This window comes from Acidiluteibacter ferrifornacis (assembly GCF_009909615.1).
GTDB classification, from domain to species: Bacteria; Bacteroidota; Bacteroidia; order Flavobacteriales_E; family Vicingaceae; genus Acidiluteibacter; species Acidiluteibacter ferrifornacis.
On record NZ_WWNE01000006.1, the window covers coordinates 193,777 to 215,783 of the forward strand.

General features: G+C 35.2%; 18 protein-coding genes. 13 read left to right on the plus strand and 5 right to left on the minus strand.

Annotated elements, in window-relative coordinates:
• Positions 1–13 precede the first annotated feature (13 nt).
• The gene (locus GQN54_RS07355; protein WP_160632887.1) at positions 14–2,029 is read right to left on the minus strand and encodes a histidine kinase dimerization/phosphoacceptor domain -containing protein; all 2,016 of its coding nucleotides are present in this window, start codon (positions 2,027–2,029) and stop codon (positions 14–16) included.
• A gap of 223 nt (positions 2,030–2,252) precedes the next feature.
• On the opposite strand from GQN54_RS07355, the gene GQN54_RS07360 reads away from it, so the two are divergent.
• Positions 2,253–2,414 (plus strand): DUF1328 domain-containing protein, encoded by a 162-nt coding sequence (locus GQN54_RS07360; protein ID WP_160632888.1) that lies wholly within the window; start codon positions 2,253–2,255, stop codon positions 2,412–2,414.
• Between the two features lie 6 nt (positions 2,415–2,420).
• Here the strand turns inward: GQN54_RS07360 and GQN54_RS07365 are convergent, their stop codons facing one another.
• The gene (locus GQN54_RS07365; RefSeq protein WP_317163956.1) at positions 2,421–4,052 is read right to left on the minus strand and encodes an ABC transporter substrate-binding protein; all 1,632 of its coding nucleotides are present in this window, start codon (positions 4,050–4,052) and stop codon (positions 2,421–2,423) included.
• 130 nt (positions 4,053–4,182) lie between these two features.
• Between GQN54_RS07365 and mtaB the strand changes: the two genes are divergently transcribed.
• From mtaB to typA, 12 genes are all read left to right on the plus strand, one after another.
• The gene (mtaB, locus tag GQN54_RS07370; protein ID WP_160632889.1) at positions 4,183–5,496 is read left to right on the plus strand and encodes a tRNA (N(6)-L-threonylcarbamoyladenosine(37)-C(2))-methylthiotransferase MtaB; all 1,314 of its coding nucleotides are present in this window, start codon (positions 4,183–4,185) and stop codon (positions 5,494–5,496) included.
• 12 nt (positions 5,497–5,508) lie between these two features.
• Positions 5,509–6,231, plus strand: a complete 723-nt coding sequence (ubiE, locus tag GQN54_RS07375; protein WP_160632890.1) for a bifunctional demethylmenaquinone methyltransferase/2-methoxy-6-polyprenyl-1,4-benzoquinol methylase UbiE — start codon at positions 5,509–5,511, stop codon at positions 6,229–6,231.
• Positions 6,232–6,276: 45 nt separating this feature from the next.
• A complete protein-coding gene (porT, locus tag GQN54_RS07380; RefSeq protein WP_160632891.1) occupies positions 6,277–6,993 on the plus strand; it encodes a type IX secretion/gliding motility protein PorT/SprT in 717 nt (238 codons plus the stop codon).
• A 69-nt stretch (positions 6,994–7,062) separates the two neighbouring features.
• Positions 7,063–8,811 (plus strand): sodium:solute symporter family transporter, encoded by a 1,749-nt coding sequence (locus tag GQN54_RS07385; RefSeq protein ID WP_160632892.1) that lies wholly within the window; start codon positions 7,063–7,065, stop codon positions 8,809–8,811.
• 75 nt (positions 8,812–8,886) lie between these two features.
• Complete coding sequence (locus GQN54_RS07390; protein WP_160632893.1) at positions 8,887–11,070, plus strand: S9 family peptidase; 2,184 nt, start codon at positions 8,887–8,889, stop codon at positions 11,068–11,070.
• Between the two features lie 76 nt (positions 11,071–11,146).
• Complete coding sequence (locus tag GQN54_RS07395; RefSeq protein WP_160632894.1) at positions 11,147–12,523, plus strand: peptide MFS transporter; 1,377 nt, start codon at positions 11,147–11,149, stop codon at positions 12,521–12,523.
• An 18-nt stretch (positions 12,524–12,541) separates the two neighbouring features.
• Positions 12,542–14,212 carry a peptide MFS transporter gene (locus tag GQN54_RS07400; RefSeq protein WP_160632895.1) on the plus strand — a complete coding sequence of 557 codons (1,671 nt, stop codon included), beginning with the start codon at positions 12,542–12,544 and terminating at the stop codon, positions 14,210–14,212.
• A gap of 4 nt (positions 14,213–14,216) precedes the next feature.
• Positions 14,217–14,729 (plus strand): DUF6265 family protein, encoded by a 513-nt coding sequence (locus GQN54_RS07405; protein ID WP_160632896.1) that lies wholly within the window; start codon positions 14,217–14,219, stop codon positions 14,727–14,729.
• A 12-nt stretch (positions 14,730–14,741) separates the two neighbouring features.
• On the plus strand, positions 14,742–15,161 hold the full coding sequence (locus tag GQN54_RS07410) for a MaoC/PaaZ C-terminal domain-containing protein (RefSeq protein WP_160632897.1): 420 nt from the start codon (positions 14,742–14,744) through the stop codon (positions 15,159–15,161).
• 9 nt (positions 15,162–15,170) lie between these two features.
• Positions 15,171–15,698 carry a thioredoxin family protein gene (locus tag GQN54_RS07415; RefSeq protein ID WP_160632898.1) on the plus strand — a complete coding sequence of 176 codons (528 nt, stop codon included), beginning with the start codon at positions 15,171–15,173 and terminating at the stop codon, positions 15,696–15,698.
• Between the two features lie 98 nt (positions 15,699–15,796).
• Complete coding sequence (locus tag GQN54_RS07420) at positions 15,797–16,048, plus strand: RNA recognition motif domain-containing protein (protein WP_160632899.1); 252 nt, start codon at positions 15,797–15,799, stop codon at positions 16,046–16,048.
• A gap of 129 nt (positions 16,049–16,177) precedes the next feature.
• A complete protein-coding gene (gene typA / locus GQN54_RS07425; RefSeq protein WP_160632900.1) occupies positions 16,178–17,977 on the plus strand; it encodes a translational GTPase TypA in 1,800 nt (599 codons plus the stop codon).
• 85 nt (positions 17,978–18,062) lie between these two features.
• Here the strand turns inward: typA and GQN54_RS07430 are convergent, their stop codons facing one another.
• From GQN54_RS07430 to GQN54_RS07440, 3 genes are read right to left on the minus strand one after another with little or no spacing between them, the layout of a single operon-like run.
• On the minus strand, positions 18,063–19,586 hold the full coding sequence (locus GQN54_RS07430; RefSeq protein ID WP_160632901.1) for a porin family protein: 1,524 nt from the start codon (positions 19,584–19,586) through the stop codon (positions 18,063–18,065).
• Positions 19,586–20,137: an RNA polymerase sigma factor gene (locus tag GQN54_RS07435; protein ID WP_160632902.1), complete on the minus strand. Its 552-nt coding sequence runs from the start codon at positions 20,135–20,137 to the stop codon at positions 19,586–19,588. Before GQN54_RS07435 ends, GQN54_RS07430 begins: the two co-directional genes overlap by 1 nt.
• 23 nt (positions 20,138–20,160) lie before the next feature.
• Positions 20,161–21,921: a T9SS type A sorting domain-containing protein gene (locus tag GQN54_RS07440; RefSeq protein WP_160632903.1), complete on the minus strand. Its 1,761-nt coding sequence runs from the start codon at positions 21,919–21,921 to the stop codon at positions 20,161–20,163.
• Positions 21,922–22,007 lie beyond the last annotated feature (86 nt).

The window sequence follows — 22,007 nt, forward strand, 5'->3', positions numbered from 1 at the left end:
TGAAAACGTTTATTTAAAAATAAACTTCTACTTTGAGACCGTTTTCTGAACTTAATTTATACTCTCCATCTAACTGCAAGACCAAAGTTTTAAACAACTCAGCACCAAAAGTCCCTTTATCAAATGCTTCATCCGGATTATCCAATCCTACCCCATTGTCAGTAATAGAAAGATATCTTTTTCCATCGGCATATTTCACGATAATTTTTATGAATCCACTATCTGATTTAAATGCATACTTAAAGCAATTTGTCAATAATTCATTCACCAACAAACCTAATGGTATAAGCTCTTCTATAGTTAAATCTTTTATTTCTATACTCTTTTCTACTTCAATCCCTTCACTTGAGTACACACTTTGAACCCTGTCTACAAGTGTATTAATATAGTCGGCTACATCAATTGTGGCAAAATCCTTAGATCCATAAAGTTGCTGATGAACTAACGCCATGGAGTTAATACGCCCTTGCATTTCCTGATAGTTTGCCTTTAGCTGATAACTCTTACTGGTATTCGACTGTAGACGCATTAAACTTGAAATTATTTGGAGATTATTCTTAACACGATGGTGAATTTCCTTCAGAAGAACCTCTTTCTCTTCTTTACTAATTAATGTTCGTTTTAACTCTTCGTTAGTCGCATCGATAATGGCATTACTTTTTTTCTGAGCTCTATACTTACTGTAGATCAAAAACAGCAAACCTGCAATAAATAAAAGACAAATGCTCAAAAGGTTTCTAATGTTTTGCTCACTTTCCAATTGTTGTATCCTCTTTTCTTGTGCTAATGCAGTTATATTATTCTCCCTTACACGCTCTAAACTATCACGAAAAATTTGTCGTTCTTGATTATACTTCACTTCTAAGTTCTCCAAAACCTTTACTTCAACTTGATCATATAAAGAATCTTTATATCTGGAGTAAGCTTGTTGGTATTTCAGTGCTGATTTGTAATCATTCTTCTTCACGCTTAAGCGTACTAAAAGAGTATAGACCTCAGAATAATATCGATTTACACCAATCTCTCGAGTGAGTTTTAATGCTTGATTTAAAACCTCTTCGCCTTTACTCAACTCTCCGTTCTGAATGTAGCACTCCCCCAGATTAAACAAAGCGATAATAGAGCCTACTTTATCATCGTTCTTGAGACATATCTCTTTTGATTGATTAAGGCTTAGAATTGCTTTATCAAACTGCTTCTTCTCTAAATAGATAATTCCAATATTTAGGTAGGCTTTACTATTAATGTGGGAGGTGGAAAAATTGTTAGGATCCTTTATAATCAAGTCTAAATAATATAATGCGCTATCGTTATTCTTCAGCATAATATGTGACACCGCAATGTTGTTGTAAGAAATCAATAGGTTGGTATTCTTATTTAATATTCTATTAATTTTACAAGCTTCATAGTGATAAGTTAACGCCTTCTGATAGTTTCCTATCTCTTGATAGATATTTCCAATATTGTTATTACTATTAGCATACTCCACAATAATAGAAGAATCTCTTGCATAAACCTTCTCTACTTTAAAGAGTGTATTCAGACTCTCTTCTTGCTTACCTTTTCGAAATAAAATAGCAGCATAAGTATTGTAAGCTCTAGCTAATTCTAATGTAGCATTCGGTAATGCAAAATCTATTGCCCTAGATATCTCACTTTCTGCCTTAATTAACTGCCCTCGTTTTTGAGAAATTTCAGATCGGGTATAATAGTACTGAGATAGAGAGACGCTGTCGTTAGAATTATATAAATCATCTTGGATATGATTCAACAAGCGCTCTGCCGTATCTAATAAAGAAACCCTTATTGCTGCTTTAGCTGTTGACAAAGCCGTTAATAGATAGTTCGGGTTATTTGCATCAATGCTTAATAGTGCTTTATTTAAATAAAAATAATGAAGACTGTCATTAATTTCTAAATATTGAGCAGAAAGCTGTTTCCAATCTTGGTAGGTTTTAACTTCATTAGCAAATGAAGTTTTATTACCCAAGAACAAGATTAGCAAGAAAATTATTTTAAATAATCGCATCAAAAGTGGAGTTTCAGTATTGGTTTTCAATCAAATTCAAATCGGTAGTTGTGTATTTAATGCTCACTCCTGGAGAAAAAAGACATCATTTTCTAAATCTACATAAAAAAAAGACAAAAACCAGAAAACCTTAATTGCCTTAATTTGAGACTCATAACACAAATCAATCAACTTTGGAATTTTTATTGTTTCAAACATAGAATAACCATAAAACTTAGAAATTATGTTACGTTGGACAATCACATTTTTAATTATCGCATTAATCGCAGCAGTATTTGGTTTTGGTGGTATAGCCGCTGGAGCCGCATCCATTGCAAAAATCCTATTTTTTATCTTTATTGTTTTATTTGTGCTCTCTTTATTAAAGGGGTTATTCTCAAAATAATATTGATCACATTTTTACTTTTTTAAGGGATAATAAATTCATGGGATTAACACCCAAACCTTCTAAGGATTTGGGAACAAATCTTACAACTTGGTCGTAAAAGAGCGGCACTATTGCAGCATCTTTTATGATCATTTTATCCATCTCTTCATACAAAGCAATTCTAGCACTATCGTTCGGTTCACTTAATCCGCTCCAATATAATCGATCGTATTCACTTGAGCTATATCTTGTGTAATTAGGACCGTCAGGAGCTAGATTTTTTCCATAAAAAAGTGCCAAATAGTTTTCTGCATCAGGATAATCTGCCACCCAGGACTTTCTAAAAAAAGTCATATTCCCTTGTGCGACCATTTCATTATGTGTCCCTGATGGATTGACTTCAATTTCTAACGATATTCCAATGTCTTTTAACTCATGCTGTATATACTCGCATAAATCTAGGTATTGAGCTGTGGTGTTCAAAGTAATTTTAGGCACTTTGTTTTGCTTGTCAAACCCTACTTCTCTTAATAAAGCCTTTGCCTTTTTTGGATTATAATCGTAACCTTCAAATTCAGAAGTAAAACCAGGAAGTCCTTTTGGAATAAACCCATTATTGGCAGGAGTGCCAATTCCCTTTCTCAAATACAACAACATCTTTTTACGATTGAACCCATAATTGATGGCTTGACGAACTTGCAAATACTTCAATGGAGAACTTCCATCAACAATTTCCTTTGCTTGTAAATTGAACCCCAAGTATTCAGTATTTAAATATGGAACAGTTATCATTTTTACACGGTCTGAGTATTTCACTTTCAAACCTCCGTCAGAATTCAAGATTTCGTCCTTATAGCTGCCATTTAATCCAGAAATATAATCGAGATCACCTTTTAAAAACTTCAAAAATGCAACCTCTTCGTCTTTATTGAAAGTTACGTTGACAGCATCTATATAGGGCAGCCTATTTCCATCTTCATCCAACTCAAAGTATTCTTCATTCTTTACAAAGACTAGTTTATTGGATTCACTCCAAAATTTAAATTTAAATGGTCCGGTGCCTATAGGATGTTGCCTAAAATCTTCTCCGTAATGAGTAACTACCTCTTCTGGTACAACTGAACAATATTGCATTGTCAAAATACCTAAAAATGGTGGAAAAGCCGTTTTCAATTCAATCTCCAAAACCGAATCTGAGATTGCTCTAAAGGCATAATTATCAACTGAATCTTTTTGCACAAAATTAAAAACCCAAGAACCTGGAGAGGCTAAACCTTGATCAACCAGACGATTAAAGCTATATTCAAAATCTCGAGCTGTTACTTTCCGACTTAATTCATTCTCAAACAAGTCACTTTCGTGAAATAACACATCGTTTCTTAAAACAAATCGATACAATTTACCTGAATCCAAAACCTCCCAAGATTTAGCAATACAAGGAACCACATTTAAGTTCTCATCCATTTGAACCAATCCATTGAATAATTGGTTTACAGCAGAAATATTCTCCAGATTTCTGGTAAAAGCAGGATCCAAAGAGGTTATCCCATTGGGCTCGTTGTATCTAAATATAGCAACGTCTTTATACTGCTCCCTTCTGCTGGTACAGCCCAAAAACATTAAAAAAACGAATATTAAACTAACCTGTTTTCCCACACTGCGAATATGCTAAATTTATAGCGTTTTTGCTCATTTTTATAGATAAAAGTGTTCCTTCATTTCATCATCACCACTATCCAATAAAGAGCTTATTATTTCTACTTGAATTTGGTAACTTTGCGCCCTCATGAATCACAGTAAGAAAGTCGCATTTTACACACTTGGCTGCAAGCTGAATTTTTCAGAAACCTCTGGCATAGCTAGAACTTTTGAAGAAGCTGGATACGCACGTGTTGATTTTCAAGATCGACCAGACATCTTTATCATTAATACTTGCTCTGTAACTGAGAATGCAGACAAAAAATGCAAGCAACTCGTCAAACAAGCAAAAAAGATATCTCCTGATGCCTATGTTGCAATTATTGGTTGCTATGCACAGTTGAAACCTGAAGAAATCTCCAAAATCAAGGGAGTAAATATGGTACTTGGAGCTGCCGAAAAATTCAATATACTTGAACATATCGCTAAAGTAGATGCAGAGAGAGAATCTAAAATAGTTGCTTCAGAAATAAAACATGTTAGAGAATTTATTCCTTCCTACTCTATCGGCGATCGTACACGTACTTTCTTAAAAGTGCAAGACGGATGTGATTATTTCTGCTCATTCTGTACAATTCCATTAGCTAGAGGAAGAAGTAGGAGCAATACTATTGCCCAAACTTTATCAGTTGCTAAAGAAGTTGCTGATACAGATGTAAAAGAAGTGGTTTTAACAGGAGTAAACATTGGTGATTTTGGAAAAGGAACCGAAGAAAACTTTTTCGGACTAGTTCAAGAGTTGGATAAAATTAAAGGAATCGATCGATTTAGAATTTCATCCATCGAGCCGAACTTATTAAGCAATGAAATTATAGATTTTGTGGCTAAAAGCAGAAGTTTTGTACCTCACTTTCATATCCCTCTACAATCCGGAAGCGACAATATATTGAAGTTGATGCGCAGAAGATATGCAACTGATCTATATCGAAATAGAATCGAGCAAATTAAACAACTAATGCCTGACGCTTGTATAGGTGTAGATGTAATCGTGGGTTATCCTGGAGAAACAGACGAAGAATTCATGAAAACTGTTCACTTCCTAAAAGATATCGACATCTCCTACTTACATGTGTTCACTTATTCCGAAAGAAATAACACTACCGCCGTTAGAAGTGAAGATGTTATTCCGATGGAGATTAGAAAGGAACGTAGTAAACAATTACATCTTTTATCAGATAAAAAGAAACGTCACTTTTATGAACAACAACTTGGCAAACCAGTTACTGTATTGTTCGAAACAGAGAATCACGATGGGTTTATGCATGGTTTTACTGAAAATTATTTAAAAATCAAGGCTCCATTTAACCCCCACTTTGTGAACCAGTTGAAAAAAGTGATTCCTTATAAAATTGAATTTGATGGACTGATGCTAGCAGAAGTTCAAGTTGAAGCAATAGCTTAATTAAGAGAAAAAATGGCAGTAGTTCCCTACAAAGACAAAGCAGAAGGAAAAAAAGAGCAAGTCGCTGAAATGTTCAACAACATCTCAGCTAGATATGACTTTTTGAATCATTTTCTATCGTTAGGTATTGATATCCTATGGCGTAAAAAGGCGATACGCTTACTGAAGGATATTCATCCAAAACAAATTTTAGATGTTGCAACAGGAACCGGAGATTTTGCAATTGAAGCCTTGTCTTTAAATCCTACTAAAGTGACTGGAATTGACATCAGTTCTGGCATGTTGGAAGTTGGACGTGAGAAGATGAAGAAAAAAGGCCATGACGGTAGAATTGAAATGTTATTAGGCGATTCAGAAAACCTTCCTTTCGATAGCAATCATTTTGATGCAATTACTGTAGGGTTTGGTGTTCGAAACTTCGAGCATCTAGAGAAAGGCCTTTCTGAAATGAATAGAGTATTGCGTCCTGGAGGAAAAACAGCAGTTTTAGAGTTTTCTAAGCCGAAGAGATTTCCTATTAAACAAATTTATAACTTCTATTTCTTGAACATTTTGCCGACAATTGGCAAATTAGTCTCCAAAGACAGTTCAGCATATACTTATTTACCTGAATCGGTGAATGCTTTTCCTGAAGGAGATGATTTTGTGAAGATTTATCAGAAATGCGGTTATAAAAATATTACCGTACATCCTCTATTTTTTGGCATCGCAAGTATTTATTTAGGAGAGAAATAATTTTCTTCTTCTTACGTTTGTACCATTGTAAACACTACCTATTTTATGAATCTGAGATCTCTTTTATTTAGCTTACTAATTTTCACAAGCTTTATTGCATTGGCCCAGAAGCCAAAGGTTGAAAATTTGCCCAACTTTAAGCAAAAGAGGATTCATTTTGGGTTTTCATTAGGCCTAAATAACGCAGGTTACACATTAGATCGGAAACAAATTGATGTTAAGTCAGACAGTTTACTCCGATTGGATGTTGAAAGTCAAAGTGGCTTTAATTTAGGAATTGTTTCTGCACTTCACTTCAATGAATTCTTTTCCTTGCGATTTGTGCCTACGCTTTCCTTCGCTCAACGAAATTTAAATTACACTTTTAATAATCCTTCAACAGGAGAGTCAGAAGTATTAATCAAGCCATTAGAATCAACCAATATTGAGCTACCATTACTTTTTAAATACCGTTCTCAACGATTAAATAATTTTGCAGCTTATTTAATTGCAGGAGGTAAGTATGTTATAGATTTAGCCTCAAATGAGGATGTAAACAATGCGGACTTACGTGAATTAATCGTAAAACAGCAGTCTCAATACGTGGCCGCTGAAGTAGGTATTGGAACAGATTTCTTTTTACCTTATTTCAAATTCTCGATTGAAGGAAAAATGTCCTACGGCATAAAAAATATTATCGTTCGTGACAACACAATTTTCTCTAACCCTATTGAACGAATGTTACCAAAAATGTTCATCCTTTCGCTGCACTTCGAAGGTTAAGATTTCTTAAACCATTCTATTTTCTACTGCTGAAATGCTTATTCTTGTTGACTGAAATTACATCACAACATGACTGAATTAAGCTGGATTGATTGGACAGTAATGCTGACTACACTATTTACCATAGTGGCATATGGCGTGTGGAAGACACGTGGCAGCAAAAACATAGAGAGTTATTTACTAGGAGATAAAGCTTCAAATTGGTGGACCATCGGTTTATCCGTTATGGCCACGCAAGCAAGCGCCATCACTTTTCTTTCTACCCCCGGGCAAGCCTATATGGAGGGAATGGGCTTTGTGCAATTTTACTTTGGATTGCCATTGGCTATGATTATCATTTCAGCCGTTTTTATTCCATTATACTATCGATTAAAAGTTTATACTGCCTACGAATTTCTAGAATCAAGATTCGATAATAAAACCCGGGCATTAACAGCCATTTTGTTTTTAATTCAGAGAGGGTTAGCAGCAGGAATTACCATATATGCACCTGCTATTATTTTATCGCAAATAGTCGGTTGGAGTCTTAATTTTACCATACTTTTCATTGGAATTTTGGTAATCATTTACACCGTCTCCGGTGGAACCAAAGCAGTGAGTCAAACCCATAAGCAACAAATGGGAATCATTTTTTTAGGCATGTTCATCGCATTTGGAATGCTGATTTCCTTTATTGGAGACTCTGTGAACTTTGGACAATCATTGGACATTGCAGGTGCCATGGGCAAATTAAACATTATCGATACAGAATTTAACCCTGAATCCAAATACAACATTTGGTCAGGTCTAATCGGTGGACTATTCCTCCAACTTTCCTATTTCGGTACTGATCAATCTCAAGTGCAACGATACCTTTCTGGGAGTTCAGTCAAAGAAAGTCGACTCGGTTTAATGTTCAATGGATTGCTGAAGATTCCAATGCAATTTTTTATCCTATTCGTAGGAGTTATGGTTTTCGTATTTTATCAATTCACTACTCCTCCTATTCACTTTAATGAAGCAAACATCGCTAAAATTCAACAGTCAGAATATGCTGAAGAATTCAATCAGTTGGAAAGCAATTATAATCAACTCATTGAAACCAAAAAGCAAGCACAGTTAGATTTTGTAGCAGCCAAAGAAAATGGAGAGACTGTAATAATAGAAGCGCAGAAAACGACCATCAATCAACTGCAAGCGAAGGCAGATGCAATGCGCGAAGAAAGTAAAGCACTCATACTTAAAGTAGATGAGAATGCTGAAACTAAAGACGACGATTACATCTTCATCACGTTTGTTATTAACTACCTTCCTATTGGTGTGATTGGATTATTACTCGCGGTCATTTTCTCCGCAGCCATGTCTTCCACTTCTTCAGAATTAAACGCATTAGGTTCCACTGCTACGGTTGATATGTACAAACGAAATTTCAAAAAGGAAGGCTCAGACACTCATTATTTAAAAGCATCAAAGCTGTTGACAGGATTATTTGGAGTATTCGCTATTCTGTTCGCAACTTTAGCGAGTCTTTTCGAGAACTTAATTGAAGCTGTTAACATCCTAGGTTCTCTATTTTATGGAACCATTTTAGGTGTTTTCTTAGTCGCTTTCTTTTTTAAATACATTAAAGGAAATGCAACTTTTATCTCCGCCGTGATTTCTCAGATTCTAATCGGAGTATTGTTTTATTTGAATAGAAGCGGAATCTATGAAATAGGTTATTTATGGTATAACCTGATCGGCCCGGCGCTTGTTATTTTGTTTGGATTCCTATTTCAAATTGCTCTTCCTAACAAAAAGGATGGCGATCCAATGCACAACAATTCATCAGCTCAATAGGCCGTTTGTACTGCGTTGTTAAATACTTTGAACAGATTTAAGTAAATTCGAGCCTCGTAATTTAATTTTCTATTTATGAATAAAATTTATCTTGCTGCAGCAGCATTGATTATCGGCTTTTCTACCACTATAAAAGCTCAGAATACAGGACAAATTTCACTAGAAGACATTTGGAAAAAATACAGTTATTCTCCCAAATATGTGAGAGGGTTAACCTCCATGAAAGATGGCCTGCACTACACCACTTTAGAGCGTTCAAAGCAGGGAACTTTTATAGTAAAATACGCATATAATACTGGAAAGGCTGTAGATACTATTATAAAGCCAGGAGTTTTAAAATACGATAACGAAGTAATTTCCATCAATGATTACAGCTTCAGTGCAGATGAAAAGAAGATGCTTATTGCCACAGACCAAGAAAGTATCTATAGACACTCGTCCAAATCTCAATACTTTGTAGTCGAACTTAATTCTGGTAAGTTGCAAAAGCTCACTGATGGCAACAAACAAATGTATGCCACCTTTTCTCCCTCTGCAGACAAAGTTGGTTTCGTAAGAGATAACAACCTCTTTTATGTGGATTTAAAAACCATGAAAGAAACTGCTGTTACAACAGATGGAGAGTACAATAAAATTATTAATGGAGCATCCGACTGGGTTTATGAAGAAGAACTGGTATTGGTTCAAGCTTTTCAGTGGGCGAATGATGGCAGCCAGATTGCTTTTTACAAATTTGACGAAAGTAGAGTAAAGCAATTTAATATGGCCATGTACGGAAGCCTCTACCCTACTGATTACGAATTCAAATATCCAAAAGCGGGAGAAGAAAATTCAAAAGTGAGTATTCACGTTTATCATTTAGAAAACGGCAATACAGTTGACGTTGAACTGACAAAACCTTACGAATACATCACTGCTATTCAATGGACGAAATCAGAGAATCAGTTAGCTCTTTTATGTAGCAATCGTCATCAAAATGAGTTGGATATCAATATCGCAAATACAACTACAGGAAAAGTAAAAACAACTTACACTGAAACCTCAGACACTTATATTGAAATGCCTTTCTTTATCGAGTTTATGGAGGATCAAAAAAGTTACATCGTTTTGAGTGAGAGAGATGGTTTTAACCACATATATCAGCATTTTTTAAATGGGGGAAAAGTCAATCAAATCACTAAAGGAGAATTTGAGATAACTGAACTGTATGGAATTGATGAGAAAAACAAAAAGGTATACTTTCAGTCGGCGGAGGTTTCGCCTATGGAACGACATGTTTACAGCATAGGATTAAATGGAAAATCTAAAAAGAAATTAACAGCTAAAGCAGGAACAAATGATGCGTCGTTTAGTAACTCATTTGATTACTTTATCAATTACCATACTGATGCCAATCATCCTTACTACATTACTTTGAATACCAACGATGGAAAAGTAAAGCGAGTATTAGAAGACAATAAAGCTCTTAATGAAAAGTTAGACCAACTAGCAATTGCTCCAAAAGAGTTCTTTTCATTCAAAACTTCAGAGGGTATTTCTTTAAATGCGTGGATGATTAAGCCTGCAAACTTTGACGCTTCAAAAAAGTATCCAGTATTTTTAACAATTTACGGTGGTCCTGGCTCACAAACGGTAACTGATAGCTGGGGAAGTTCCAATTATTTCTGGCATCAGATGTTGGCACAACAAGGCTATATTGTCGTTTCTGTAGACAATAGAGGAACTGGTGCTAGGGGTGCAGAATTCAAAAAGTGTACTTACAAGCAACTGGGAAAACTTGAAGTGCTAGATCAGATAGAAGCTGCTAAACATTTTGCAACTTTACTATATGTAGACGGAGATAGAATTGGAGTTCAAGGTTGGAGCTACGGTGGATTTATGTCTTCTAACCTTTTACTAAAAGGAGCCGAGCAGTTCAAAATGGCAATTGCAGTAGCACCGGTAACTAACTGGAGGTTCTACGACTCTATCTACACAGAACGATACATGCAAACGCCACAAGAAAATCCAGAAGGTTATGATGATAATTCGCCAATAAATCACGTTGGAAAACTGGAAGGAAAGTATTTATTAGTTCATGGAACTGCAGACGATAATGTGCATTATCAAAATGCCGCTGAAATGACTACTGCTCTAGTCAATGCAGACAAACAATTTACTCAATTCTCGTATCCCGATAAAAATCATGGTATTTATGGTGGAAACACACGATTTCACCTGTACACCTTAATGACGAATTTTATCAAAGAGAATTTATAAGAATTTAAACAATCATTTATCTAAAGTTAAAATTTACTACTTTAGGACACTTAATCTAAAAAAAGCAGACTGCGATATGGAAAAACATGAAGATTTATGGGGACACCCAAAAGGATTATATATTCTATTCTTTACAGAATTATGGGAAAGATTTAGCTACTATGGAATGCGAGCAATCTTAGTTTTATTCCTAATTAGTTCTGTTAACGGAGACAACCCCGGATTTGGTTGGGAAGAAAGTGATGCTTTGTCCCTTTATGGAACATATACAATGCTCGTTTATGTTATGTCCATCGCAGGAGGTATTATTGCTGATAAGTATTTAGGTCAAAAAAAGACTGTAATGCTGGGAGGAATATTGCTCTGTTTTGGACATGGTATACTAGCAGTGGAAGCTCTTTGGGCATTTTATGCCGGACTTGGATTAATTATTTTAGGTGTTGGAGGTTTAAAACCCAATATCTCAACAATGGTTGGTGGATTATACCCTCCAGGAGATGATAGAAGAGACAAGGGGTTTACAATATTCTACATTGGTATTAATGTAGGTGCTTTTCTTTCGGCACTTGCGGTAGGTTATTTAGGTGAAAACTACGGATGGCATTATGGTTTTGGTTTAGCAGGTATAGGTATGTTATTGGGTCAAGCAGTATTTGTATGGGGCCAAAAGTATTTGAAAGGGGTAGGTGAAGCCACAAAAGATTTATCACCTGCTGAAGCAGAGGCTAAGAAAAGACCATTAACAAAGGTAGAAATGGACAGAATGAAAGTTATGCTTATCTCATTTGCCTTAATTATAGTTTTCTGGGGAGCTTTTGAACAAGCAGGCGGATTAATGAATATCTATACCGCACAAAAAACTGATTTATACATAGGCTTTTTAGATTTCACTGTTCCTGCTTCATGGTTTCAGTCAGTGAATGCATTCTTTATTATCACTTTGGGTGTACCTATTGCTGCTTTCTGGTATAACTGGAAAAAGAAAGGAAAAGAATCTTCTTCATTATTTAAAATGGCGATTGGTGTTATTATCATGGGGTGGGGATTTTTATTCATGTCTGCGGCATCACTAGAATTTGAAGCTCAAGGAGAATCAGCTATGTACTGGTTAGTATTAGCTTATTTATTCCATACAGTTGGAGAGTTATGTGCATCTCCCGTTGCGCTATCGTTCATCACCAAATTAGCTCCACTAAAATATGCTTCATTAATGATGGGTGCATATTTTGCAGCTACAGGCTTAGGAAACAAAGTGGCGGGCTTAGTTGGAGAATGGTCACAATCAGCAGGTGAATTAGAAATTTTTACAGGTATTGCTATTTTCTGTACAATTATCGGATTACTGGTTATTGCATTACTTAAACCATTGAAGCGCTTAACTCATGGTGCAGAAGACGCACAACCTGAATCTCCACTTCAAAATACAGAACAAATAGAGATAAAAGAGGCATAAACGCTAAACTTACTTAAGATGGATATTGCAAAAGGCATAATGATCGTTTCCTGGATATTTGTTATTATCTGGGTTCCAATAATTATTTTCACCAATAGAAAATTGCACCCAAAAGCATTGTTTGTTTGCTTTTTTGCAGAAATGTGGGAACGATTCTCTTACTATGGGATGCGTACATTACTTATCCTCTATATGGTGAAAGAGCTTTTTGTAGACATGAGCTTTGCTGACGCCGATGCTAAATCATTAGGAATTTATGGCTCATACACTGCTATGGCCTATTTATTTCCTGTGATTGGAGGAGTATTAGCCGATAAAGTTTTGGGTTTTAGAAAAGCTATCTTATTTGGTGGTGTAATGATGATGATAGGTCATTTTGCATTAGCATTAGAAGGAATGTATTTTCATGGTAACTTAAATCTATTTTTCCTTTCCTTAGCTTTTATAATTGTTGGAAATGGTTTTTTTAAGCCAAATATTTCTTCCTTTTTAGGAAACTTTTATGGACTGAATGATAGCCGAAAAGATGGAGCTTACACCATTTTCTACATGGGGGTAAATATTGGTGCTCTACTTTCTATTGTAACTTGCGGATACGTTGGTGAAAGAATCAGCTGGGATTATGGATTTGGATTAGCAGGTATCGGAATGCTTGTTGGTTTATTAGTATTTTGGTTGGCAGGGCCTAAAATTTTTGGGAAGAAAGGTATCAACCCCGCTAGCTTAGAAACATTTCCGGAAATAGACGAAAAAGAGGACATCAAGCTGTTGCACGCGACAACTGAAGATCGAAATAAACGTCTAGAAGAAGAAGCAAATAACTTTACAAAAATCGATGATCCAAAACTGAAAAAGAAACAATTAATTACCATTTTAGCAGCCATCTTCTTTGTACCAATTTGTTCGCTATTCTTAAACTTAAGCGACTTAATAACAATAATTCTCGTGGTACTAAGCATAGGAATTTTAGGTTATATCATCTTTGATGCTAGAAACGAGGAAAAACCTGTTCAGCAAAAGCTATGGGTAGTTGTTGTCCTTTTTCTATTCCATGCTATATTCTGGGCATTGTTCGAACAAGCCGGTGGGTCCATCACTCTCTTTACTGCAAGAAATGTAGATCGTATGGTATTAGGATCTGAATTACCTGCATCCATTTTTCAATTCTTTAATTCATTCTTCATTATTCTATTAGCTCCTGCTTTTTCTTGGATGTGGATAAAATTGAGAAGTAAAGGAAAAGAACCTTCCACTCCAATGAAGTTTGTTTTAGGACTTTCCCAGATAGCAGTGGGGTTTGGTATACTAGTAATCGGAGGTAAATTCTTTGCAAATGAAGGTCTTGTTCCTGTAATCTTTATCGTATTGATGTACTTCTTCCACACCTCAGGTGAATTAAGCTTGTCACCTGTTGGATTGTCAATGATAACCAAATTATCTCCAAAGAAAATGGTTGGATTCATAATGGGGATTTGGTTTCTTTCTATCTCTTTAGGAAATAAATTAGGTGGGTTAATAGGTGAATTAACAGCAGTAGAAGGTGGAAGTGAAAATCCTACAGTTATGGAAACATTAAATGCTTATTCTAGCACATACCTAACTTGGGGTGTTATGGTTGTAGCTATTGCCTCCGGAATTCTTCTATTAATGGTTCCTACTTTAAGAAAATGGATGCACGGAATACACTAATAGAATGAAATCAGGCATTAAATACTTCTTTTTTGGATTACTCATTGGCTTTATGGTATTAATCCTCTTCGTTGTAGCTAAAGGCAACAAAAAGAAGGATATTCCTGAAGCTAATCAACCTATTGAAAATCTATATTGGCTAGCTGGAGAATGGGTTTCTGTAGATGAGGATGGTGGTAAAATGATAGAAAATTGGGAAATCTCTCCCGATAAAGAATTAGAGGGTACAGGCTACTATATTAAAGATACGGATACCATATTTAAAGAACAATTGAGCATAAAAACTATTCATAATGCTATTTGTTATATCGCTACCATAAATCAACAAGGCCCAATTCTTTTTACCTTAGTGAAAAGAAACTTAGACCAATGGACGTTCAGAAATTCCCGTCATGACTTTCCACAAAGAATAATTTACAACAAGCTTAATGCTGAAAGCTTTACTGTAAAAACTGAAGGGCGTTTAATTACAGGGCTAATGGATGGTGAAGACTTTACCTTTATCTCCAAAAAGTAATACTCAAAACTCATGAAAATTTCAGAAAAGCTAAATATCGATTTTGGCTCAATCAGCCTTTCTAAAGAAGAGATAATCGACTTTGCAAAGAGATACGACCCACTAGATTTTCATACTAACATAGACATTGCTAATCAAAGTTTTTTCAAAGGCTTAATCGCTAGTGGTCCGCATATTTTCAATGTCTTTTATCGAAAAAAATGGATACCCCTTTTTGGTCATACAGTTATTGCAGGTCTGGAAGTGAGTAATTGGAAATTTTTAAAACCAATTTATGCCGATCAACCTATTCAATGTTTTGTAAAGGTGGATCAAATGTCAATCTCTAAAGAAAAAGGCACGGCTATTGTAAAGTGGCAGTATTCTTTTAAGAATGACAAACAAGAAAATTGTCAGGCGGTAGACTTGACAATTCTGCATAAACTTGATTAATTTTATAAGATGAGAAAAATACTTCCCCTATTACTATTGTCATTTTACACAGTTTCTGGATTTGCCCAAAAAGCAGAAAAAATAGAATGGATTTCTATTGAGGAAGCTTTCGAAAAAATTCAAAAAGAACCCAGAAAAATCCTAATTGATGTATATACTGATTGGTGTGGATGGTGTAAAAGAATGGATGCCGCAACCTTTACTAATCCTGAAATTGTAAACTTTGTGTCTCAACATTATTATGCGGTAAAATTAGACGCCGAACGGAAAGATACCATAACAGTAGGCAACCAAACCTTTGTAAATGAAAAACCTGACCAAAGAAGGCACCCTCACAACATTGCCATTGCATTAATGAATGGCAAAATGAGCTATCCAACCATTGTCTATTTAGATGAAGGGTTTAACTTGATACAGTCAGTGCCTGGATACCAAACACCTGAAAACTTGGAACCAATTCTTCATTTTTTGGTAACTGATGAATATAAAACCACACCATGGGAAGAGTTTCAGAAGACATTCAAAAGTAATTTATAACAAACCTATTCAGTAAAGTATCTATTATTATTTCACTTTTTTATTTGATGTTTGGAATAATTTATTTACTTTGTACCCACATTATATTATTTTTTATTATGAACATTTACGTAGGAAACATTCCTTACAAGTGCACAGAAGATGACTTAGGGAATCTCTTCGCTGAATATGGCGATGTTGTATCAGTTAAAATTATAACTGACAAATTTAGCGGACGATCTAAAGGATTTGGTTTCGTAGAAATGGCTTCAGATGAAGCGGGTACAAAGGCTGTAGAAGCATTGGACAGTTATCTTTTTATGGAAAGAAACTTGAAGGTGAACGTAGCACATCCAAGAGAAGAGAAATAGAAGAGAAATTAAATTAAAGTCAAAAAGGTGATTAGGAAACTAGTCACCTTTTTTTATTCCATAAATATATCAGCAATAAATTAATAAGAAGGAATTAAAGTTTAACTTTGCGCCCTATTTTAAAATACAATGCAAGACATAAGAAATATTGCGATTATCGCTCACGTTGACCACGGGAAAACCACATTGGTTGATAAATTATTAGCCGCTGGAAAACTTTTTCAAGAACACGAGAAAGTAGGTGAATTAATCATGGACAACAATGATATCGAACGAGAAAGAGGAATTACAATCCTTTCTAAAAACGTTTCGATGATGTACAAAGATGTTAAAATAAACATCATTGATACTCCAGGTCACGCCGATTTTGGAGGAGAAGTAGAACGAGTATTAAACATGGCTGATGGCGTACTTTTATTGGTTGATGCTTTTGAAGGCCCTATGCCTCAGACTCGTTTCGTATTGCAAAAAGCGATTGCGATGGGTTTAAAGCCGATTGTTGTTATTAATAAAGTAGACAAGCCAAACTGTACTCCTGATATCGTTCATGAAGCAGTGTTTGACCTTATGTTTCAATTGGATGCTACGGAAGATCAGTTAGACTTCCCTTCAGTTTATGGTTCTGCTAAAGAAGAATGGTTTTCTTATGATTGGAAAGAAAGAACAAATGATATCACTCCTTTATTGGATTCTATTTTAGAACATATCCCTAAATATGAAGTTCCTGAAGGAAACACTCAAATGTTGATTACTTCCCTAGATTACTCTAATTATACTGGTCGTATTGCGATTGGTCGATTAAAAAGAGGAACCTTAAAAGAAGGCATGACTGTATCCTTGATTAAAAGAGACGGAAGAACTACTAAAGTTAAAATCAAAGAATTATTTAGTTTCGAAGGTTTAGGTAAGCTTAGAGTAGAATCAGTTCAAGCAGGAGATATTGCTGCGGTTGTTGGGTTAGAAGGTTTTGAGATTGGTGATGTAATCGCTGATGCTGAGAATCCTGAGGCAATGGAAAGCATTGCAATTGACGAACCGACAATGAGTATGCTTTTTACAATTAATGATTCCCCATTCTTTGGTAAAGAAGGTAAGTTGGTTACTTCTAGACACATTAAAGAAAGACTAGAAAAGGAATTAGAAAAAAACTTGGCCCTTAGAGTTGAACCAGGCGCAACTGCAGAATCTTTCATCGTTTATGGTAGAGGAGTATTACACTTATCTGTTTTAATCGAAACCATGCGAAGAGAAGGATATGAATTACAGGTAGGACAACCGAGAGTAATTATCAAAGAAATTGATGGCCAAAAATGTGAGCCAATTGAAGAATTAACAATTGATTTACCTGAGGAAGTTTCCGGAAGAGCTGTTGAAATGGTTACTAAAAGAAAGGGCGAAATGCTCTCTATGGTTCCAAAAGGCGACAGAATGGTATTGGAATTTGAGGTTCCTTCGAGAGGAATTATCGGATTGAGAAACCAATTGATGACTGCTACTGCGGGAGAAGCCATTATGTCTCACAGATTCAAAGAATATCAACCATACAAAGGCGAAATTTCAGGAAGAATTAACGGTTCAATGATCGTTTTAGAGGCCGGAAATTCTTTTGCCTACGCATTAAACAAATTACAAGATAGAGGGAAATTCTTTATTGAGCCTGGTGAGGATGTATATGCAGGACAAGTAATAGGCGAAAACTCCAGAGATGGAGACTTAGTAATTAATGTTACTAAATCTAAAAAAATGTCCAACATGCGTTCTTCAGGAGCAGATGATAAAGTAAGATTAGCACCGCCAATTAAGTTTAGCTTGGAAGAAGCTTTAGAATACATTCAAAATGATGAGTATGTTGAGTTGACACCAAAATCAATTCGCCTGCGTAAAACCTATTTGAATGAAACAGATAGAAAAAGAATGTCAAAAAATTAAGACAATCAATCCATAAAAAAACCTGCATTGAAATTCAATGCAGGTTTTTTTATGACTAGGTGTTACAAGAGTTAAATGAGCGCAATTACCAGTTGGGTTGATACAATAACCACAGACCTAGGTTCTGATTTCTCCATCTAGAATCGTATTGCTTAGTGAAAGATGTAAGATCCTCTTCATATCCACATCTCACTCCTACACCTACAATCTCATTAACTTGATATCCTAAACTTAAGTTAAATTGATACCCGTATACCAAGTCTCTGATCGAGTTGGATTGACCAAAATCTTCGGTAATAGCTAAATCTTTTGAAATATATGCTCCTTGATGATCAAACAAGTAGTTAGCTACCAAGCCGGCACGCAATTCTGCCATTATTCGTCCATAATTTTTCTGAACTCCTATGAATACAGGAATAGATAAACGTTTAAAGGTGTTGGTTCGATATAAATAATCTTCAACCAAGGTGAAAGAAGGAGTTTCAATTTCATTGATTTGTTTTTCTATCAATAATACAGGTTTTCCATTACTTACAAAATTTGAATTAACCACTCGATAAGTTGTATCATAAGAGATGTCAACCCCTAATTCTTCTCTATTCACCTTATATCCCACTTGTTCGGTCTGAACTATGTAATGTGCACCAACCCCAAATGTCAAAAACTTGTATGGTCGGATTAAATTTATTCCCATCCTCGAATTAGACTTTGCCACTTCACTATTCTCTTTATATTCTTTCAATGATTCATTACTCATTGCTAGAATTTTATCTGATTTGTAAGACCGCATTGCAACTATTTCTAACGCTAGCTTCTGTCGCTGGATTGGAGGTTGAATAATGGAGCTGACCACTTTCCTCTTAGGATTTAATTGCAAACTATAATTAGAAAAAACTGCATTCCATTTCATCAATTTAGGAACCATTAATTCGATTTCATTCTGCTGAGTTGATAAATTAGAGAACTGATTTTTTGAGGCAAAAGATATTGAAGTATTATTTTCCTTTACTGAACTTTCTCTTGTGGAAGGATTAGCTAAATCATCCTCCATTTTAATATCATTAACGCTCGCTTCGAACTTTTGGGTAACGGTATTTCCACTAATAGCCGAAACCTTAAAATCGGGAACTACTGGTTCTGGTGAAGCATTGGCAGCATTAGTCCTCGCTATACCTTTCGTGGAGACGTCAGGCACCTCTAATGTTTCTACAATATCATTTTTAGTATCAATGATTGAAGGCTGTTTTGTATTTGAATTTGAGGTTGTGTTAGTTTTTATTTGAGGTTGTTCTACTTGAGTCTTCTTTTGAGAAAAAGAATAATCTTCGTCTAATTCAGTTTGATTCTGTTTCGTGGTATGATCTTTTGCAAAAACACCTTCCGATTTCCCAACGGTATTTATTCGTACTGTATCAGTTGAAATCATTGCACTCATCAATAACACGAATGCTAAGGCAATTCCATTTAAACTAAAGTACCAAGGCACCATCCTTTTTGGGGAACTCGGTAACTGAGTCTCTACAGCGGCCCAAAGATTACTATCTACAGGATAGTTCTTTTTTAAACCTTCTCTAAAGAGCTGGTCAATTTTACTATTATCTTCTTTCATCACGATACTTTTTCGTTATACACTTCAAGCATGGCTACTAATTTTTTACGCGCTTCTCCCAAATGCCATTTGGATGTACTCTCGCTCATCTCTAACAATTCAGCAATTTCTCTGTGTTTAAATCCATCTATTGCATACAAGTTAAACACCTTAGCTGTCATTGTTGGCAATTGACGAATCATTTCTAATAAGTATTCTGAATCTAATTCTGCTTCCTTTTCATGGATAGAAGTTGGATGACTTGACAACCCGACTTCTTCAAGAAAGCCTAGCTTATCCCGTTCTCGTTTTTCCTTGCGATACTCATCTATTAGATGGTTCACAGCAATACGTTTCATCCAAGGAACAAAAGCTTCATCACTTCTAAAATCATTTAAATGGTCTAGAACTTTCAAGAAAATTGCATTTAGACTAGCTCCTGCAGAATCATAATCATTTTTATACCGAACACAGATATTCATGAGGTATGAAAACACCTCATTATAAAGCTGATTTTGAGCCAACCTCTTCTGCTTTTTGCAGTCATCAAGAAGCGCCTTATCTATTTTCATAGAATAACCCTACGGTCTTTTAACTATTGTTTGATTACTTTTCTCGTTACTATTTCATTTCCATAATTAATCATCAAGAAGTATAAACCTTCTGAAAGGTGTTGTAAGTCAATCCTATTCTTTATCAAACTTAAATTTCCCTCAACTTTTAGAGAGCCATCAATTCCTATTATAGAATAAGTAGTATTTGTTAGAATTGAATTAAATTCAATCTCAATAAAATCAGCGGTAGGATTCGGGTATACTTTAAGTCCACTCATTGTAGTATTTTCTTCAACTCCAATAAATCCACCATTCAAAACTTTAAGCTTAAAACCTCCTGATTTTAAAATATTTCCCGTACTATCAAGCCCAACAGAGTCGCAATATGTAGAGGTGCAATTCATAGAAACATCACTCACTGTCAAACAAATTTTGTATGCTTTATTCTCCGAATATTGATGAGTTGGCGTACGGTTTGTTGAAGTAGTTCCATCACCAAAGTCCCATAAATACTGATGTGAAGGAACATTAGAAGATTCATTGACTAGGTACAATGTTCCTATTTCCGTGGTATCAATTGCAACTATATACTTTGCAACGCATGAAGTTGAAATAGTAACTGATATAGTTTTACTAGTTGTATCACTACATGCTATTGAATCATTATATACAATTTGTTGAATAGTATAGGTTCCACTATTTTGATACAAATGGATAGGGTTCTCCATAGTTGAAGAATCTCCGTCACCAAAATAATATACTAATCGATTGTAATTAGTTGCTGTATTCTGTATCTGAACTGTATCCCCTAAAATTGAAAAATTAAAACCTGATTTACAATCTCCAACGATTGAAATTGTATCACAATATACATCGGAACAGTGCCCTTGATAGGTAACTGTTTGGCAAACTATATAAGTACCAGGCTGCCCATAAACATGTAATGGATTTTCTGTAGTTGATGAGTTTCCATCACCAAAATCATAGAAAATAGAAGTAAAAGGAGTGCTTGTGTTCTGAAAAGAAATTGTGTCTTTATTGGCTGAGTATAAAAAACCCGCTTCACACTTCGGCGAAATATTTATAACTAGAGAGTCATAATGTGTTGCTAAACAATTTGAAATAGTATCTGCCATATATAATTTTACATTATAGACTCCACTTGCAGAATAATTATGACTAGGGCTTACTGTGTAACTCGAATCTCCATCTCCAAATTTCCAAAGAAAGATAGTAGAGAATTGGTTAGGCAGTGAAGTATTAATAAACTGAGCGACTCCATTAGTGTCTGATTGGCTAACAAAAGACGCCTTACAATAATTGACATAAACCGTATCCAAATGAGTACAAGTTAATCCATTTCCAATCGCAATTAATTGAACTAGATATACTCCAGGGCCTGGAAAGTAATGTATCGGACTTTTCGCAGTATCTATCGGGCTCCCATCACCAAAATCCCACTGATAGGTCAAACCATTTGAAGGCGTTGTTAAGTTGGTAAACCCCACCTCTCCAGTAGTATCAAAAACCTGATAAGAATAATCAGCAATACAAGGGCTAGATACTGTTACTTGTTTCCAAATGGTATCTGTACAGTTAGAATCTGCTATCAACAAGCTTACGAAATAAGTTCCAGACTGGCTGTAAGTATGTGAAGGATTTGCAATTGTATCAGAAGACCCGTCATCAAAATCCCAATAAAAAGAGTGATTCCCTAAAGAACTAAAAGAAGAATCAATAAATTGAACAGTTAAATTCTGACTCCAAAAATAAAAATCGGCTTGACAGTTTTGCGCACTCATATGAGACGCCCCCAAGCCCAAATATATTATAAGAAAAACAAAAAATCTCTTCATGCTAAAAAGACGAAATATATAGAGAAAAGGTT

Bases quoted from the DNA above. Each gene is read 5' to 3' on its own strand.
- GQN54_RS07355 (WP_160632887.1), bottom strand. From the start codon at position 2,029: ATGCGATTATTTAAAATAATTTTCTTGCTAATCTTGTTCTTGGGTAAT.
- GQN54_RS07360 (WP_160632888.1), top strand. From the start codon at position 2,253: ATGTTACGTTGGACAATCACATTTTTAATTATCGCATTAATCGCAGCA.
- mtaB (WP_160632889.1), top strand. From the start codon at position 4,183: ATGAATCACAGTAAGAAAGTCGCATTTTACACACTTGGCTGCAAGCTG.
- ubiE (WP_160632890.1), top strand. From the start codon at position 5,509: ATGGCAGTAGTTCCCTACAAAGACAAAGCAGAAGGAAAAAAAGAGCAA.
- porT (WP_160632891.1), top strand. From the start codon at position 6,277: ATGAATCTGAGATCTCTTTTATTTAGCTTACTAATTTTCACAAGCTTT.
- GQN54_RS07385 (WP_160632892.1), top strand. From the start codon at position 7,063: ATGACTGAATTAAGCTGGATTGATTGGACAGTAATGCTGACTACACTA.
- GQN54_RS07390 (WP_160632893.1), top strand. From the start codon at position 8,887: ATGAATAAAATTTATCTTGCTGCAGCAGCATTGATTATCGGCTTTTCT.
- GQN54_RS07395 (WP_160632894.1), top strand. From the start codon at position 11,147: ATGGAAAAACATGAAGATTTATGGGGACACCCAAAAGGATTATATATT.
- GQN54_RS07400 (WP_160632895.1), top strand. From the start codon at position 12,542: ATGGATATTGCAAAAGGCATAATGATCGTTTCCTGGATATTTGTTATT.
- GQN54_RS07405 (WP_160632896.1), top strand. From the start codon at position 14,217: ATGAAATCAGGCATTAAATACTTCTTTTTTGGATTACTCATTGGCTTT.
- GQN54_RS07410 (WP_160632897.1), top strand. From the start codon at position 14,742: ATGAAAATTTCAGAAAAGCTAAATATCGATTTTGGCTCAATCAGCCTT.
- GQN54_RS07415 (WP_160632898.1), top strand. From the start codon at position 15,171: ATGAGAAAAATACTTCCCCTATTACTATTGTCATTTTACACAGTTTCT.
- GQN54_RS07420 (WP_160632899.1), top strand. From the start codon at position 15,797: ATGAACATTTACGTAGGAAACATTCCTTACAAGTGCACAGAAGATGAC.
- typA (WP_160632900.1), top strand. From the start codon at position 16,178: ATGCAAGACATAAGAAATATTGCGATTATCGCTCACGTTGACCACGGG.
- GQN54_RS07430 (WP_160632901.1), bottom strand. From the start codon at position 19,586: ATGAAAGAAGATAATAGTAAAATTGACCAGCTCTTTAGAGAAGGTTTA.
- GQN54_RS07435 (WP_160632902.1), bottom strand. From the start codon at position 20,137: ATGAAAATAGATAAGGCGCTTCTTGATGACTGCAAAAAGCAGAAGAGG.
- GQN54_RS07440 (WP_160632903.1), bottom strand. From the start codon at position 21,921: ATGAGTGCGCAAAACTGTCAAGCCGATTTTTATTTTTGGAGTCAGAAT.